A 16,671-nucleotide genomic window follows, 5' to 3' on the forward strand; every position below is an offset into this window, starting at 1 on the left:
AAAGCCACTTTTCATCCACTTTTCGTCCACTCTTCATCCACTTTTAACGCGGCATGCCGTATCGGTCCGCCGAGGCATGCCATGCCGGAAAATCGGCAGGCGGCCCGCCGGCGGCCAGCGCCCCGCCCGTCCGGTTGGCGGCAGCAGCGCCGGCAACGAAGCCGCTCAGTGACGGCGCACAGGCGCATCCGTCTTCTGGTGCGCGTCCGCGTCGAGCGACTTTTCCGCGTCGTCCCCCGAGAGCCCCTTGTAGTACAAGTGCACCCCGATCGCCAGCGAGTCGTGGCGGATTTCCTGGAACGCTTTCCATGCCTTGGTGGGGTCCTTGAAGACCAGGTAGTGCGCTTCCTGCGAGACCAGCGTGGCCACCTCGTGCAGGCCATGGCCGTGCAGCGTGCTGACCAGCGTGTCGAGGCTTCGGTGCGTGCGCGCGTCGGTGCGCGGGTACAGCATGTGCAGCACGGCCACGCGCCGGTCGGCTACCAGCGCCGACAGGGCGACGAGGATCTCCTGGTGATTGAGTGCGGAGACGACGCTGTCGGCGGCGCCTTGTTGATTCGGGAACAGTGCTTCGATCGTGGAGCTCATGGGTTCACTTCCTTTCCTGCTGACTTGGGTGGAGGCGCACCGGGATGCACCCGGGCACGAGGCTCAGCCAACAACACGAAATCCTGGTTGCCGCTGGCAGAGCGCGACATGATCACTGGACACCCTCGGGTTAACGCCGCGCCCGGGGCCTTCGCCGACATCCAGTGCGGCATGGCGATGCATGAATTTACTCCTGTCCGGGGGTTAGGGGAAACCCTGAGATAGACCGATACACTTTCCTGCACGCCAGACAATGCCGCGCGGACCGCGCCAGCACTGGATGTAGCCTCTCCGTTTCCTCTGTCGCAATGCATCAATCCGGATTCCGCAACGCCCTGCGATCACGCCGTGGCGTCGAATGCCTCGTGATAGCGCACGGTGCCGGCGGGCCGGCTGCCTTGGAATGACAAGGACTGGAAGTACTCGGCGGGAACGCCGGGGAGCATCAGTTCCGACTGTGCCATAAAGCCAAAGCGCCCATAGAAGGCAGGATCACCGAGCACCACGCAGCCTGCGGCACCCAGGCCGCGCAGCGCATCCAGTGCGCACGCCATCAACTGCGCGCCGATGCCCTGGCCCTGCCGCTCAGGCACGACCGAGATGGGCCCCAGCCCGTACCAGCCTGTAGTGCCATCGGTAATGGACACCGGAGAGAGTGCAACATGGCCAACCATGTCGGCGCCATCCCGCGCCACCAGCGAAACCGACAACTGCCCGGCGCGGCGCAGGGCGTTCACGATGACATGTTCGGTATGGCTGGTGTGCGGGGCGCTCTGGAAGGCCGCGGCCGTCAGGCGCTCGATCGCGGCGATGTCTGCTGGGGTTTCCGGGCGGATTGTCAATGGCATGGAGTCGTCGGGTTAGGAGTCGTCGGGTTAATCACGCTTGCATCCTTCCTTTCGTGTCATCGTCGATGATCGCGCGGATCGTCCTGAAGAGTTCGTCAGTACTTGTGTATTGCTTTCCATAGCCGAGGTTGAAGGCATAGTCGAAGTCCGGCGGGTTCTTTCCCTGGCTGTGCTGCATGATGGTTTCCAGCTTGTCCAGGGCCTTCACCGCCTTGGCCTCCGGGGACGATGCGGCTTCGTACTCTTCCCAGATCATAAGAATGCTGTCGCGCAGCGCCACGTCCAGCGTGCCCGTGAGCACCATCAGGTCGTCCCTTTCCTGCTGGCTCTTGTCCTGCCCCGCGCTTTGATCGACGGCCGGGATGTCACCGTGAAGTGCCTCACCCAGATCGTGAATCACGCAGAGCTTCAGGACTTTCAGCATATCGAGCCCAGCCAGCGCATCCTCGAAGGCAATCGCCATCAGGCACAGCCGCCAGCTATGCTCGGCCGTGCTTTCCTTGCGGCCGCACGACGTGTGCGCGCTCCTGAGCACGTCCTTTAGCCGCTCCGCCTCGCGAAGAAATGCCAGCCTGCCTTTGATCTTTTCGATGTTCATACTCTGCTTGCCAGGCTTTGTGCTTGCCAGTATCCAAGCCTAGGCGCACGGCACCTCGCTGTCCACGCATAAAAAATGCGCGGCCAGCGCGACGTCATCCCGCCGGGAAGCGATCAGATGGTTTCCACCAGACGTGCCGCGGTCCCGTCCGACAGCATCATGCGTGTCCAGCGGCAGAGGCTCCGCCGGATCGGCACGATCTCCGAATCATTGACGCCGCTGTCAAACTCGACGGCGGGCGGCGCGAGAAGGTCCCGCCACCCGAGATCCTCAAGCGAGCGCTCTTTACGTGCAATCTCCGGCGTTGAATAGCGCCACAATGACTGGCCAAGAAGCCCGCTGACGGGCACGCCGAACTGGGCGGCACGCGACGGCGAGCACGCAAGAAGCCGATGCGTCAGGTCGCAGACAAGGTGCACGGCGCGCGGGCTTTCGCCGACCAGCCTGGCAAGCGCAAGGTCCGCGGCAGCCGCCACCCGGGCGGACAGTAGCCGCTCCACCTTGGCGCGCTCGGCGGGCTCCATGTCCTGAATACCCGCTTCCCAACGCGAGATGGTCGATTGCGCCACATTGCACATTTGCGCGGCGTGCGCCTGCTTCACGCGATGGAGCCGTCGCCACCGGCGCAGCGCAGCGCCGAGCGATAGTGGGTAGGGAGAGACGATCGTGATGCCGGCTTCAGGGAGCATGCTTGAGGGAACTGATATTCCGGTGGCTGAAAAATCACTTGGAATGCCGTGAATCCTCGGCAATGCGGGATATGCTAACAGTCCGCCGTCGCGGCCTGAACGAAGCACCGCGGCCCGGCTTATGGCTTTGCTAGCGCCGACTGGAAGGCAGGATCGACCAGCAACACGCCCACCAGCTTGCGGTAGAGCGCCTCGTACTGTCCGGCTGCCTGCGGGATGGCAACCGCGCCGATGAAAGGTGAATCCCACGTGGCATTGACATCGAGCTGCTTGTCGTAGCGCACGCTACCGGCACGGGTGACGACAAAACGGGCCCCGAGCGAAGCCGTTCCCTGGCCAATCGGCGCATCTACCTGGCTGTCCGATAAGACACCGCTCACTACGGCATCCGCACCAGGATCCAGCAAGCCGGCAGAGGCCAGTTCCGCCCGCAACGTTTGCCGCAGATACTGTGCAAAGGAATCCTCTACTGGCGAACGCAGCTTGTTGCTCCGGATACTGACGCCCTGGTCCAGCCCCGCACCCTTTGCCGGGTCCAGCGTAAAGCGGCCGACCTCCACGGGCGCCAGGCCGGCCCCACGGAGCTTTGCCGCGTTCTCGATCGTCGCCTTCGGCTGACCCATGCGCATCTCCGCGCAACCCGCCAGCTGCAGCAGCCCTGCCATGCAAATCAGCAGGGCTGCCAAGCGGCAGGCACGCCCGCGAGCGCCAGCATCAGTGGAAGGATGCGTCATCGGACAGATCCTTCAAGGCATTGCTCAGTACATCGCGCGTCATCTTCTGAGCCGCTACTGCCATGCTCTCGGACTTCACGGCACCGGCAGGGGGGCTGGCATTGCCCAGCGTCGTATGGATGGCATGGCGCGCCGTCTTCACGATGGGGGTGGATTGCCCGGCCGGAAGATAGCTGACGGTACAGATATAGCCATCCGTAACGGCACTGCCCGCCAGGCCAAAGGTAAGTCCCGTCACGAAGCCCTTGCTCGCTGCATCCGTGGTCAAGGGAACATTATTGAGTGTCACGCTGAGCAGGGAGGCACCCGGCACCGGCTCTGTTGCAACTGTGGAAAACAGGCCGCTCTCCTTAACCTGCTTGGCCACATCGTCCTTCAAGAAACTCGTGACCCGTGCATTGGGCGCGCCCTTTGTCTGGAACTCGAACACGAGTTGCACTTGCTTTGGCTGCTCCGGCTTTTTCATGCTGGCTACGGGGACCTCCTTGGTCGCGGTATCCACATAAGTGCTGGCACATCCGGTCAGCAGCGCGGCGCCGCTGACCAACAAGGCTAGCGAGAGCTGGCGAATGAAAGAACGACCCGAATTACCTGAATTACCTGAATTACCCGAATGATTTCTGTTCTTGTATTGCATGACTCTTCTTCTGTTTATTGTGTTTTATCCGTCAGCCTACGGGTGGCCGAGATGCACGCCAGCCAAAGGATAGCTACCACAAGGTGGCGGCATTTATAGTAACGGTGAGGTAAAGCGGAGCTAGACCCTACCGAGGGAGGGGGCGCGTAGCAGATAGGGTGCCGCGCACAGACGAACGTGCCAGCGCCTCGTGGATCAAATCCGCCGCCTGCTCCGGCCCGACGACTTCGGTATCAATCTCCAGGTCTGGCGCAAAGGGGGCTTCGTACGGGGCGCTCAGGCCGGTGAACTGGCTGATCTGCCCGGCCGACGCCTTGGCATAGAGCCCCTTGGCATCGCGCCGCGCGCAAACCGCGAAGCTGGCGCTGAGAAACACTTCAAGGAACGCATCGGCGCCGATGATCTCGCGCGCCTGCTGGCGCTGGCTGCGCAGCGGCGAGATGAATGCCGCCACCACCCACAGGCCGCTGCGATTGGCGAGCCTGGCCACTTCAGCAGCGCGGCGGATGTTCTCCGTGCGGTCCGCGTCCGAAAAGCCCAGATCGCGGTTGAGGCCAGCGCGCATTTCATCGCCATCGAGCAGCAGCACCGGATGGCCGGCGGCCAGCATCCGTTTGCGCAGGGCGTGGCTGAGCGTGGTCTTGCCCGCCCCTGATAGCCCGGTGATCCAGACCGTTCCCGGCCGGTGCCCGGTGTCGTGCGATGTATTTGGCGTGAGGTGCGTGAGGTGCATGCGGTGCGTGATCCGGTATTTGGCGTCGGGCTGCGGGATCAAAGGCCGCGTTCGCGCTGCATCAGACCCAGCAGCGCGGTCCAGGCATCGCCCGCCAGGCTATGGCGCTGGCGTGCCAGCAGCACGGTACCGGGCAATTCGCGAGACAGTGGGAGCGCGTCGCAATGCGACAAGCGCACGCGGAAGATGGCCGTGGTGGGCGCCAGCCCGTTGTGCTGGCTGCGCGTGACCGCGATGGGGCCACCATAGAGGCTAGCCAGCGTGCGCTGCTCCAGGCCAGCGACATTGACCTGGTCCGTCTGCGCGGCGGCGCAGCGCACCGAGCCGAATTCCGGGAGATTGGCGACAAAGACGCCGCTGCTGCCGGCGGTGAGCGCGGCATGGTCCTGCTCGCCGATGAAGGCCTCCGCCTTGAGCTCGCTACCCTGGCCGACGATATGGTAAAGCGGTTCGCCGCGCGCCAGCCACGCGCCATCGGCGAGGAACAGGTTGGCGTCCACCACGCGCCCGGCGAACGGCGCGCGCACTTCCATGCGCTTGCGCTCTTCGGCAAGGCCCGTCACCTCCGCCTGGGCAGCGGCCCAGCGGCGGCGCAGCACATCGCCCTCCTCGCGCAGTTTGGTGGCAAACGGCTGCTGCTCCATTTGCCAGCGCAGTTGCTGCGCCTGCGCCTGTGCGGCAGCCAGGCGGAAGTCCAGTTCCGGCGAGACCAGTTGCGCCAGCAACTGGCCTGCGGCGACCGTCTGCCCGGCTTGCACCGCGCCGCCGCTCACATAGCCGGGCTGGGCCGCATAGAGCGACTGGCTCTGGCTGGCGCTGAGCACGGCCGGTGCGCGAATGGTGCCGCCCCAGGGGATCACGACCACGGCCAGCAGCACGCCGAGCAAGACCACGGCGCGCCGGGTCTGCGCGTTCCAATGGATATCCGCACGGCGGTGGCGCCACACCAGTACTTCGCGAACGACGGGCATGACGATGAACACGCCTAGCTCGATGGCCAGCAGGGCCAGCCCCAGCGTCTTGAAGAACAGGTGATAGACGGTCAGCGCGATGCCGAAGAACAAGCCGAGCCGGTAAAGCCAGGTCAGGATGGCGAAGACAATGAGGAAGCGGCGCCGCGAGGCGGAAAAGGATTCGGGTGCCGGATCCGCGAAGCCGAACAGCCGCTCCCGCAGCCACCAGCGCGCCATCGCGAATGCGCGGTCGTGCAGGTTGGGCATGTTGAGCCAGTCCGCCAGCAGGAAGTAGCCGTCGAAGCGCATGAACGGGCTGGCATTGATGGCGAGGGTCAGCAGCCACGTGCTGGTTGCCAGCATGAACGCGCCCGCACGCAGCGGCCCGTCCGGCAGGAAGCTCCACGCCACCGTGGCAAAAGCGGCCAGCGCCAGCTCCGAGAGCATGCCGGCGGCGCCGATCTTGAGCCGGTCCTCGCGCCGCATCAGCTTCCAGGCTTCGTTGGTGTCCGTATAGAGCACGGGCCACATCACCAGGAAGGCAACCCCCATGGTGGGTACGCGGCAGCCGTAACGGTAGGCGGTAAACGCGTGGCCCAGCTCATGCAGCACCTTGGCCAGCGACAGCGCCAGCCCGATGCCTAGCAATCCCTGCAGGCCCGCATAGGAGGCAAAGGTATGGGTAAATTCATCCCAGCGGCGCGAGACCAGGTAAAGGCCAAGCAGGGCAACCAGCCCCACGCCCCACCAGAAACGCGGCTTGAACGCCCATTCGACCCACGGCGCGCAGCGCTGCAGCATGGGCATGGGCCGCACCAGCGGCACGCGGAAGAACAAGTAATGCTTGAGCAGCCACATGGCCTTGCTCACGCGGTGCGCGCCCGCGATGCGGCCCAGCCGCGCGCTGTCTTCTGCCCGCCACGCCAGCAGCAGGTTGTGCCGGTGGAGCAACTGCACTACCGCTTCGAGCTCGTCCTCGCCGACGCTCAGCGTGGTCTCGCGGTTCACCGCATCCAGCAGCGCGTGCGCGTCTCCAAGCGGCCAGCGCGAGAGGATCTCGAATGCCGGCCAGGATAGTTGATAGAACTTGTTGGCGGCCGGGTCGTGCAAGGTCCAGGTGGGTGCGCCGCTGGTGTCGGCCGGACCGGGGTGCAGCGTCAGGTCCTGACGTAATGGGGGCAACACGTTAGATGCCTATCCACTGGCGCGCCACCGTCAACGGACGGCGCAGCGCATGATAGAGAAAAGGAACCCAGCCGGCCGACAGCCGCGCGGTGCCGCGCAGGCCAAGCCGCGGCAGGTCCTTGGCGGCAAAGCTCGCGCGCACGCGGTAGGCCAGCACGCCGCCATCGGTTTCGGCCGCGGCGTAGGACACGCTGATGATGCGGGCATCGAACGCCTGGGTCGGGTTGGCGTCCGGGTAAAAGGTGATTGTGTCGCCGGCCTGGATGCCGACCTGCTCCGCCACCGGCATCTGCGCGGTGAGTTCCACCTTGGCCGGATCGGCCAGCAGCAACACCTTCTCGCCAATGGTGACGGCCTTGCCCTGCCAGTCGTTCACATCGCCAAAAACGGCCACGCCCTCGCGCTCGGCCTTGACCTGCACGCGCGCCAGCTGCCTGGCGGTGTAGTCGAGTTCCAGCGCCTTCTGGTCCAGTTCCCCGCGGGTCTGGGCCATCTTGAGGCGGCTCTCGTCGTCGGTCACCGCCATCTGCGCCGACTGGCGGTACGTCTCCTGCGCCGTATCGTAAGCGCGCTCGGCCACGGCCCGGCGGGTCTGCAGCGCCACTGTATCCAGGCTGAACAGCGGCGCGCCTTGCGGCACCGGCTGGTTTGGCTGGACGTACACGCGTTCGATCACGCCATCGAGCGGCGCGCGCACCAGGAACGGATCCCGCGCGGACACCTCGGCCGGCGCCAGCACGGTGAGCCGCATGGGAATCAGGCAGACCACCAGCAGGCCGAGCAGGACCCGGCGGCGCGTTCGCCCCGGCCGCAGCATGGCCTTGAGCCGCTGGCCCAGCGGCTGCGCGGGCCGGAACGCCGCCAGCGCGTGGCCATAGGCATGCGTGACTTCGGCCAGCACCGCCAGCTCGTGCTCGGTAAACGGCGCTTCGCGCGCGAGCAGCAGCGCGCCGTCGCGCCGGCCGAGCTGGTCTTTGAGCGGCAGCCACAGGGCGTGCGCCGGCAGCCAGTCCGCCCAGTCCGCGCTGGCTTTGGCTGGCGCGGCACCGGCATCGACGGGCGTGGTATCGGCGTGCGCATGGGCCAGCCCGCGGCAGAGCTGGGTCAGCCATTGCAGATAAGGCGCGTTGGGGTCGACCTGCGGCAGGCCGGATACGGCCGAGACCTGGCCCAGGCCGCTCTCCAGCCAGACCGCCGCCTGCCGGTAGGGCACGAGGCTGAGCGTCTCGTTGGCCATCACAAACCCGAGCGCCTCCACGCTTTGCGCTTCCCGCGCGCGGCGCTCCAGCTGCAGCAGCGCGAGCAGCGGGGCAACCGCCGTTGGTGCATCGGCGCCTTGCGTCATTTGTCCGGGAAACTCGCCCAGCCGCTCATGCCCGGCAGCAAGGTGGCCTGGCTGCCGTCAATCTTGCCGGTAATGGAAATCGCCTGGCTCACCGGGTCGATCCTGGCGCCGATGCGGCTGACCTTGGCCGGGAACGACTGGTTGAGCTCATCGACCAGGACCGTGAACGGCGTGCCGGGCTTGATACGCGCCAGCCACCTGGAGGGCACGATCATCTGCAGCTCGAGATCGCTGGAATCGACAATCTCAAGCAGCGGCTTGCCCGGCGTGACGAACTCGTGCGCCATCGCCAGGCGCTTTGTCACGCGGCCCGAGAAAGGCGCCGCGATGCTGCACTTGCTGACGGTGGAGCGCATGTAGGCGGCCTCCGCGGCCGATTCCTTGGCCTTGGCTTGCGCCTGCTCGATCTCCAGCTTGCCGACCGAGTTCAGTTCCGCCAGGCGCTTGTTGACGGCAAGCACCTGCTGCGCGGCCTCGGCGGAGGCTTCGGCCTTGCGCAGCTGCGCGCTGAACAGCGCGCAGTCGAACGAGACCAGCGTCTGGCCGGCGCGGAAGCTGTCGCCGTCCCGCAACGGCAGGCGGTCGATCTTGGCGTTGATCTCGCTGGAGATGGTGGCGAATTCGCGCGCTGCCAGCTGGGTCCGGATACGGCCATCCTTGTCGGCGCCGGCAAACGTGGTGGGCGCGGCCACGGGTGCGGCACCGGCCGCTGCTGCCGCCAGCAGCAGCGGCAGCAAGGCAGCGGCGTTCAATGCAAAGCGTTTCATTACGGAGTGACGGTAAGACTGGATTACGGGATGACTGGCGTGCTCGATTGCTTGATTACTCGATTGCTTGATTACTGAGCCTGCTTGGGCGGCTCAACCAAGGTCTTCTCGTGCTCGGCGATGGCCGCGCGCAAGGTCGGCAGGTCATAGCCGCCAACCGCGGTCGGCAACGGGTCCAGGCCCAGGGTGGCCATCATCTGGCCAGAGGCATTCTGCAGCGCGCCGTAGGCTTGATACAGCCGCAGCTCTGACATCACCGCGCTGGCGCCAGCACGAATCTCGGCCAGCTTGCCGGCTGCATCGGAACGGGTGGCATTCTGCGTATGCGTCAGGATGCGCTGATCGACGTCGTTCATCTTGCCGGACAACTCGAAGGCACGTTTGTAGCCGATGTAGCCGCGATATGCCACGTGCACCTGGGTCAGCACCGCCATGTTCAGCGCCAGGCGCTGCTGCTTGGCGACTTCATACTGCGCGTCGGCGGCGGCACGGATGTTGCCGGCGTTGAGCAGGTTGAGCAGGTTCCAGCTCATGCGCAGGCCAATGTTGTTCCAGGCGTTGTTCACCAGGAAGTTGTCGGTGTCGAAATTCGCGCCCAGCTGGAAGGTCACGCCCGGCAGCAGCTTGGCGAGGGCCTTCTTGGTTTCATCCAGGCCAATACGCTCGTTGTAGCCGGCCTCGACCAGTTCGGGCCGGTTGACGAGGGCGGTTTCTTCCATCTTGTCGGCGGCCACCGGTAGCTTGGGCAGGCTGAAGCCCGTTGGCGCAGCCAGCGTGTAGTCATCGCCCGGCGGCACGTTCATGATCGAGGCCAGGCGCGGCTTGGCTTGCGCCAGCTCGTCGCGCACGGCTTCGAGCTGGCGCAGGATGTCGAGCAACTGGCGCTGGTAGTTCAGCGTTTCCAGCGGCGACTGCAGCCTCTCCTTCTCGATGCGCTGCGAGTCGTCCAGCGCCGCTTGCGTCAGCTTGAGGATGGGCTCCACCTTGGCTTCGAGCTGCTGCGCGCCCACGGCTTGCCAGTAGGCTTGCCTGACCTGCTGCATCATCAGGTGAACCACCTTGCGGCGGCGCTCGCTCATCACCAGCACGCGGTCGGCCTGCTGGCGCGCGGTGTAGTAGCTGACACCGAAGTCCAGCACGTTCCACGACAGGTTCAGGTCGCCGTTATAGTGCGAGCGCTCGGACGAGGTCGATGGCACCAGGGACTGCTGCCCGGTGACCACGTCCCTGGAGGACGAGGCGAGTTCGTTGCTGCGCCAGGCGTAACCGGCGTCGGCCGTCAGGCGGGGCAGCATGTCCCAGCGCGACAGGTCGAGCTGGCGCTGCGCCATGGCTTCTTCCATCAGCTTGAGCCTGCCGTCGAGGTTGTACTTCAGCGCGCGCGCCATGGCCTCCTCGAGCGTAACCGGGCCGGCCAGCGCCTCCTGGTTCTGGAACATCGCCTGGCGCTGGTCGGGCAGCTCGGCCTGGCGCTCGGCCAGGGTGGTGGCGACGGGCTGAATGGCACAGCCGCCCAGCATCGCGGTGGCGACCAACACGCAGACCAGCCGTTTGGGTCCGGGTTGGACAAGGCGAGAGATAGCGTTCGACAACGGATTTTCCTCTTTCCGGGGTTGCTGCGTTTTATAGTGAGTCATGACGTGATTCGCTACCGGCCTAGGCCTGCTCCGGTTGTGCTTGTGCTGGCGCTTGGGCCGGAGCTTGCGGCTGCCGGCTCATTTGCAGGTGGCGCAGCAAAGCCGCATTGGCGGCCTGTTGCGCGGGCCGGCCAAACTGATCGAACTGCACAGCCAGCGCCGGCTTGCCGGCCGGCTGTGCCGTGGCGGCTTGCAGGAGGCCGGCCAACGGATCGGCATGGCTGCCGTCGCCCTGTGCGAGCGTGTCGGCGTGCTCCAGGCCCGCACGCGAGTCGGCCGACGCTTTCACGTTCAGGTCCAGGTGGCTGCTGGCGCGATTGCCCTTGCTGTCCCGTGCGGTGACTTCGATCTGGAGTTGCTGGTTCATGCCTTGCGGCGGCTTGCCGGCCAGCGTGCCGGTCACCGGATCGAACTTGAGCCACGGCGGCAGCGGGCGCCCGTTGGCCAGGCGCACCTCCACCGTCACCGTGGCTTCGCGGTCGCTCGCGCGGAACAGCGAAGCCGGCAGCGCGATGCTGACCGCCTCGCCCGCCCGCGCCGAGAAACTGCCGATCTCCGGCATGGCTTGCAGGCCAATGCTGCCGGCGCCGCCAACGTCGACCAGATTCATGCGCCCTTCCGGCGCCTGCAGCGCATAGCTCAGGCTGCCGGCCGAAAGCGGATCCGCATTGAACGGGTTCCGGCCAACGGCGTCGGCGCTGAAACCGGTGCTGTTGCCGGCCGGGTTGAGCGTCGGCGCGTCGACGCCAGGCGCCGAGTCAAGCGCGGTCAGCGTGATCAGCGGCGCCGACCCGGCTGGCGCCAGCGGTGCCAGCCCCGGCACGGGCACCGGGGCTGGCGCGGGTTGCGTCGTCAGATGGACGGTCGAGCGCGCCTCGTACGGATCGCCGCTCGCGCCCGCCACGAGCGTGTTGCCCGCGCTGTCGGCAATGCCCGTGCCACTTGCATTGAGCGTCAGGCCAATCTGCCCGGAGCCGCCCAGACCGGTGACAAGCACGGTATAGGTCCGCGCATCGACCTGGGTGACGGCGCTGATGGCCCCCGTTGCAGAGCCGGTCCGGGTCAGCACGAAGTCGGCCGCATCCACGCCGGTGACGCCTTCGGCAAACGTCACGGTGTAGCTCACCGCGCGGCCTGAGGTGGGCGACGCATCCACGCGCACAATGCCCACGGCCGTGGGCGGCGTGGTGTCCACCGTCACGGCACGCGTATCCGCCACGCCGTGCAGGGACACATCGATCGCATTGCCGGCGCTGTCGCGCATCGTGCCACCGTTGGCCTGCAAGGCGGTCACGGCGATGCCGTTGGCGTCATTCTGGCCAGCCGCAACGATATAGCGGAAGGTCAGCGCGGTAGTCCCGCTCCCGGACACGTATTCGGCGTAGACGGTCTGGCCACCAACATCGAGCGCCAGGCGCGGCGTGCCCCGGGTGGTATCGATCACCGTGGTCTCGGACAGGCTCACCGTGAAATCGAGCACCTTGCCGGCGTTGTAGTCGCCGCCGGCCGGCGCGCTCACGCCGAGCACCACCGGGGCGGTGTGGTCGACCACGTAGCGCTGGCCGGCCAGGCCGCCGGCAATGGCGTTGCCTGCCACATCGGCAATGCCGGTGCCGCTGGCCTTCAGGTCCAGTCCCAGCTGGCCGTCGCCGGTCACGTTGGTCACCACCACGCTATAGGTATGCCCATCGACCTGCGTCACCGAGGCAACCTGGCCGGCGGCCGTGCCTGTGCCGGACAAGACGAAATCGCTCACATCCACGCCGGTGACGTTCTCGCTGAAGGTCACCGTGAACTGGACGGCGTTGCCCGCGGTCGGCGTGGGGTTGGCGGCGATGACCGCTACCGCTGACGGCGCCACGGCATCAACCAGCACCCCGGCGGTGGATGCCACGCTGTTCAGCGCGGTCACCGCATCGTTGCCCGCGACATCGCGCACCGTGCCGCCGTGGAGATCCAGCGCGGAAGCAACGGCCACGCCATTGCTGTCGAGCTGGCCGCTCGCCACGGTCAGGCGGAATGTCAGGGCGCTGGTGCCGGAGCCGGACACGTAGCTGGCGTAGACCGTGCCGCCGGTGTCCAGCGTCACGGCGATGCGCGGTGTGCCGCCGGTGGTGTCGACCACCACGGCCTCGCTGTAGTTGACGGTGAAATCGAGGTTCTGGCCAGTAACATAGGTGCCGTTGGCCGGCACGCTGACGGTCGCCACGGTCGGCGCAATGCCATCCACCACGATGTCATGCTGGCCGCCCATCGAATGGGCGCCACCCACGGCAGGCAGGGCCAGTACCGCGGCGTCGCTGCTGGCGTTGGTGATCACGCCGCCGTTCAATGCCAGCGCGGCTGACGATGCCACATCGAGATCGGCGCTGCTGTCGCCGGCCTGCACGGTATAGCGGAACGTGAGCGTATTGGTGCCGGAGCCCGAGATGTAGGTGGCATTGCGGTCCACCGCGCCGGTTTCCAGCAGCAGGGTCGGCGTGCCGCCCGTGGTGTCGACGGTCACCGCCTGGTCGAACGTCACCACCACGTTGACCGTGTCGCCAACCTTGTAAGTGCCATTGGCGGTGAGGGCATCGACGTTGGTGACGACGGGATTGATGCTGTTGACGGTGATCGCGATCGTATCGGTAGCCGTCTTGGCGCCGCCGGAACCCGTCAGCCCCTGGTCATTCGTGGTGATCTGGATACTGCCTGCGCCGTGATATCCGGGCGTAGGCGTATAGACAAGGCCATTCAGCGCGGCGTTGATGTCCGTCAGCGTCCCCGTGAATGTCATGGTGGCGTCACCTGCACCGGAGCCGACCAGAAAGGTCAGGCTCGACGTGCCGGAGAGCGTGATCACGCCGTTGGTTGCCGTCAGCGTCACTTGCTCGACGCCGCCGGCGGAATCGAGATCGCTGACCGAGATCTGGCTGCCGTTGCCTGCGCTGAATGTCAGCGCGCTGTTCTGATCGACACTCTGGGCTGGCGGAACGGCGTTGACCGGGTTGTCATTGACGGCATCCACGCTGACAAGCTTGGTGGCGGCGGCACTGTCGGTCGTGCCATCGTTGACCGTGAAGCTGATGGTGCGGTTGCTGCTATTCGGCAGGTCCGACGTATCCGTGTACGTGACGGATCGCAGCGCCGCTTGCCACTGTGCCGTCGTGGCGCTCGCGCCTGACGACGTCAGGGTCATCACCCCGGTCCCGAGGTTGTAGCTCGCCGTGATATTGCCCATGGTGGCGCCGTCGTTGGTGAACGCCAGCACATCCTCGGCTGCGTGGAGATTGCCGGTAATCGACACGGTGGCGCTGGCGAGCGTGGTGTTGTCCAGGTCGCTGAGCGTCAATCCGCTGTCGATGGCGACCGGCGTGCTGACGACGTTGTTGCCTTCGGTGAACGCGGTGGTGCCACCGCTGGTCGTTGCAATGGGCGTATCGTCGACCGCGGCAACGCTGACCGTTTTAGTGACCGTATTGCTATCGGCCGTGCCGTCATTGACGGTAAAGCTGATGGTGCGGTTGCTGGTGTTCGGCGTATCCGAGCTATCGGTGTAGGTGACCGAGCGCAGCGCCGCTTGCCACTGCGCCGTCGTGGCGCTCGCGCCGGACGAGGTCAGGGTCATCACCCCGGTCGCGCTGTTGTAGCTCGCCGAGATATTGCCCATGGTGGCGGGGTTGCTGGTGAAGGCCAGCACGTCTTCGCCGCTGTGGAAATTGCCGGTAATGGCAACCGTAGCGCTAGCCAGCGTGGCGTTGTCCGCGTCGCTGACCGTGAATCCGCCATCAATGACAACCGGCGTGCTGGTGACGTTGTTGCCTTCGGTAAACGCGGTGGTGCCGCCGCTGGCCGTTGCCATGGGTGTGTCGTCGACCGCGGTCACGCTGACCGTCTTGGTGACCGTATTGCTATCGGCCGTGCCGTCATTGACGGTGAAGCTGATGGTGCGGTTGCTGGTGTTCGGCGTGTCCGAGACATCGGTGTAGGTGACCGAGCCCAGCGCCGCTTGCCACTGGGCCATCGTGGCGGTCGCGCCGGACGAGGTCAGGGTCAGTATGCCGGTCGCGCTGTTGTAGCTCGCCGAGATATTGCCCATGGTGGCGCCGTTGTTGGTGAAAACCAGCACGTCTTCGCCGCCGTGGAAATTGCCGGTAATGGCAACCGTAGCGCTGGCCAGCGTGGTGTTGTCCGCGTCGCTGACCGTGAATCCGCTATCGATGACAACCGGCGTGCTGGCAACGTTGTTGCCTTCGGTGAACGCGGTGGTGCCGCCGGAACCGGTGGCAATGGGCGAGTCATCGACGGCCGCGACGGTAATGACCTTGGTCGCCGTATTGCCATCGGCCGTGCCGTCATTGACGGTAAAGCTGATGGTGCGGTTGCTGGTGTTCGGCAGGTCCGACGTATCGGTGTACTTGACGGATCGCAGCGCCGCTTGCCACTGTGCCGTCGTGGCGCTCGCGCCGGACGACGTCAGGGTCATCACCCCGGTCCCGAGGTTGTAGCTCGCCGTGATATTGCCCATGGTGGCGCCGTCGTTGGTGAACGCCAGCACATCCTCGGCTGCGTGGAGATTGCCGGTAATCGACACGGTGGCACTGGCGAGCGTGGTGTTGTCCAGGTCGCTGAGCGTGAAGCCGCCATCGATGGCAACCGGCGTGCTCGCGACGTTGTTGCCCTCGGTGAACGCGGTGGCGCCACCGCTGGTGGTCGCCAGCGGCGTGTCATCGACCGCGGCAACGCTGACTGTCTTGGTGACCGTATTGCTATTGGCCGTGCCGTCATTGACGGTGAAGCTGATGGTGCGGTTGCTGGTGTTCGGCGTGTCCGAGCTATCGGTGTAGGTGACCGAGCGCAGCGCCGCCTGCCACTGCGCCTTCGTGGCGCTAGCGCCCGACGAGGTCAGGGTCATCACCCCGGTCCCGCCGTTGTAGACCGCCGAGATATTGCCCATGGTGGCGGGGTTGTTGGTGAAGGCCAGCACGTCCTCACCACCTTGGAAGTTACCGGTAATGGCGACGGTCGCGTTGGCCAGCGTGGTGTTGTCCGCATCGCTGACCGTGAAGCCGCCATCGATGACAACCGGCGTGCTGGTGACGTTGTTGCCCTCGGTGAATGCGGTGGTGCCGCCGCTGGCCGTTGCAATGGGCGAGTCGTCGACCGCGGCAACGCTGACCGTCTTGGCCGCGGCATTGCTATCGGACGTGCCGTCATTGACGGTAAAGGTGATGGTGCGGTTGCTGGTGTTCGGCGTGTCCGAGCTATCGGTGTACGTGACCGAGCGCAGCGCCGCTTGCCACTGCGCCGTCGTGGCGGTCGCACCGGACGAGGTCAGGGTCAGCACCCCGGTCCCGCTGTTGTAGCTCGCCGAGATATTGCCCATGGTGGCGCCGTCGTTGGTGAAGGCCAGCACGTCTTCGCCGCTGTGGAAGTTGCCGGTGATCGCCACCTTGCCGCTGGCGAACGTGGCGTTGTCCGCATCGCTGAACGTGACGCCGCTATCGACCACCACCGGCGTGCTGGCGACGTTGTTGCCTTCGGTGAACGCGGTTGTGCCGCCACTCGCGGTCGCAACGGGGGCGGCGTTCGGGATGTAGGTCTTGTCTAGGACACCGCCGGTGTCGTTGTAGATCTTGTTAGAGGATGCGGGACTGATACCGGTAGACCCTCCGCTATCTTCAAGGCCACCCGCCCCGCTTGCGCCTGCGTTGCCGCTCATCGCCGCATAGGCCGAAGCCGTGATGTGCACGGTGCCCTGGTTCCATATGGCGCCCACACCCAGGCCACCAGCACCGCCGTTCGCATTGCTCCCGCTTCCCGCGCCAGCCCCACCGCCACCACCACCGCCCGCGCCCAGGTTGTTACTGATGATCGAATTGCCAACCACATTGAGGGTTGCGCCGGTCGCGTTGAAGATGCCGCCCGCCGCGCTGCCGCCCGCGCCCCCGGTGGCATCCCAGCCGCTGCCGCCA

11 protein-coding genes and 1 pseudogene are annotated in these 16,671 nt (G+C 65.9%); all 12 read right to left on the bottom strand.

What is annotated here, in order from left to right:
- Window positions 1-165 precede the first annotated feature (165 nt).
- The gene (locus A9975_RS27045) at window positions 166-588 is read right to left on the bottom strand and encodes a hypothetical protein (protein WP_183035433.1); all 423 of its coding nucleotides are present in this window, start codon (window positions 586-588) and stop codon (window positions 166-168) included.
- 341 nt (window positions 589-929) lie between these two features.
- Window positions 930-1,436, bottom strand: coding sequence for a GNAT family N-acetyltransferase (locus tag A9975_RS27050; RefSeq protein WP_183035434.1), 507 nt, complete (start codon window positions 1,434-1,436; stop codon window positions 930-932).
- Window positions 1,437-1,467: 31 nt separating this feature from the next.
- Window positions 1,468-2,034: an HD domain-containing protein gene (locus A9975_RS27055; RefSeq protein ID WP_183035435.1), complete on the bottom strand. Its 567-nt coding sequence runs from the start codon at window positions 2,032-2,034 to the stop codon at window positions 1,468-1,470.
- 113 nt (window positions 2,035-2,147) lie between these two features.
- Window positions 2,148-2,723: a helix-turn-helix transcriptional regulator gene (locus A9975_RS27060; protein WP_183035436.1), complete on the bottom strand. Its 576-nt coding sequence runs from the start codon at window positions 2,721-2,723 to the stop codon at window positions 2,148-2,150.
- A 119-nt stretch (window positions 2,724-2,842) separates the two neighbouring features.
- Window positions 2,843-3,346, bottom strand: a complete 504-nt coding sequence (locus A9975_RS27065) for a hypothetical protein (protein WP_255503549.1) — start codon at window positions 3,344-3,346, stop codon at window positions 2,843-2,845.
- A gap of 91 nt (window positions 3,347-3,437) precedes the next feature.
- Complete coding sequence (locus A9975_RS27070) at window positions 3,438-4,094, bottom strand: hypothetical protein (protein ID WP_255503550.1); 657 nt, start codon at window positions 4,092-4,094, stop codon at window positions 3,438-3,440.
- A 127-nt stretch (window positions 4,095-4,221) separates the two neighbouring features.
- Window positions 4,222-4,827 (bottom strand): adenylyl-sulfate kinase, encoded by a 606-nt coding sequence (gene cysC / locus A9975_RS27075; RefSeq protein WP_183035438.1) that lies wholly within the window; start codon window positions 4,825-4,827, stop codon window positions 4,222-4,224.
- Between the two features lie 38 nt (window positions 4,828-4,865).
- Window positions 4,866-6,965, bottom strand: coding sequence for an HlyD family efflux transporter periplasmic adaptor subunit (locus A9975_RS27080; RefSeq protein WP_183035439.1), 2,100 nt, complete (start codon window positions 6,963-6,965; stop codon window positions 4,866-4,868).
- Window position 6,966: 1 nt separating this feature from the next.
- Complete coding sequence (locus A9975_RS27085) at window positions 6,967-8,310, bottom strand: efflux RND transporter periplasmic adaptor subunit (RefSeq protein WP_183035440.1); 1,344 nt, start codon at window positions 8,308-8,310, stop codon at window positions 6,967-6,969.
- A complete protein-coding gene (locus A9975_RS27090; RefSeq protein ID WP_150986986.1) occupies window positions 8,307-9,077 on the bottom strand; it encodes an efflux RND transporter periplasmic adaptor subunit in 771 nt (256 codons plus the stop codon). The genes A9975_RS27085 and A9975_RS27090 overlap by 4 nt, the downstream gene beginning before the upstream one ends.
- 71 nt (window positions 9,078-9,148) lie before the next feature.
- On the bottom strand, window positions 9,149-10,669 hold the full coding sequence (locus tag A9975_RS27095; RefSeq protein WP_241754708.1) for a TolC family protein: 1,521 nt from the start codon (window positions 10,667-10,669) through the stop codon (window positions 9,149-9,151).
- 64 nt (window positions 10,670-10,733) lie between these two features.
- Window positions 10,734-16,671 (bottom strand): annotated as a pseudogene (locus tag A9975_RS27100) (hypothetical protein); the annotation flags it as partial.

Origin of the sequence: Cupriavidus sp. UME77 (assembly GCF_014170355.1) — a bacterium.
Classification (GTDB): domain Bacteria; phylum Pseudomonadota; class Gammaproteobacteria; order Burkholderiales; family Burkholderiaceae; genus Cupriavidus; species Cupriavidus basilensis.

Bases quoted from the DNA above. Each gene is read 5' to 3' on its own strand.
- A9975_RS27045 (WP_183035433.1), bottom strand. From the start codon at position 588: ATGAGCTCCACGATCGAAGCACTGTTCCCGAATCAACAAGGCGCCGCC.
- A9975_RS27050 (WP_183035434.1), bottom strand. From the start codon at position 1,436: ATGCCATTGACAATCCGCCCGGAAACCCCAGCAGACATCGCCGCGATC.
- A9975_RS27055 (WP_183035435.1), bottom strand. From the start codon at position 2,034: ATGAACATCGAAAAGATCAAAGGCAGGCTGGCATTTCTTCGCGAGGCG.
- A9975_RS27060 (WP_183035436.1), bottom strand. From the start codon at position 2,723: ATGCTCCCTGAAGCCGGCATCACGATCGTCTCTCCCTACCCACTATCG.
- A9975_RS27065 (WP_255503549.1), bottom strand. From the start codon at position 3,346: ATGGGTCAGCCGAAGGCGACGATCGAGAACGCGGCAAAGCTCCGTGGG.
- A9975_RS27070 (WP_255503550.1), bottom strand. From the start codon at position 4,094: ATGCAATACAAGAACAGAAATCATTCGGGTAATTCAGGTAATTCAGGT.
- cysC (WP_183035438.1), bottom strand. From the start codon at position 4,827: ATGCACCTCACGCACCTCACGCCAAATACATCGCACGACACCGGGCAC.
- A9975_RS27085 (WP_183035440.1), bottom strand. From the start codon at position 8,310: ATGACGCAAGGCGCCGATGCACCAACGGCGGTTGCCCCGCTGCTCGCG.
- A9975_RS27090 (WP_150986986.1), bottom strand. From the start codon at position 9,077: ATGAAACGCTTTGCATTGAACGCCGCTGCCTTGCTGCCGCTGCTGCTG.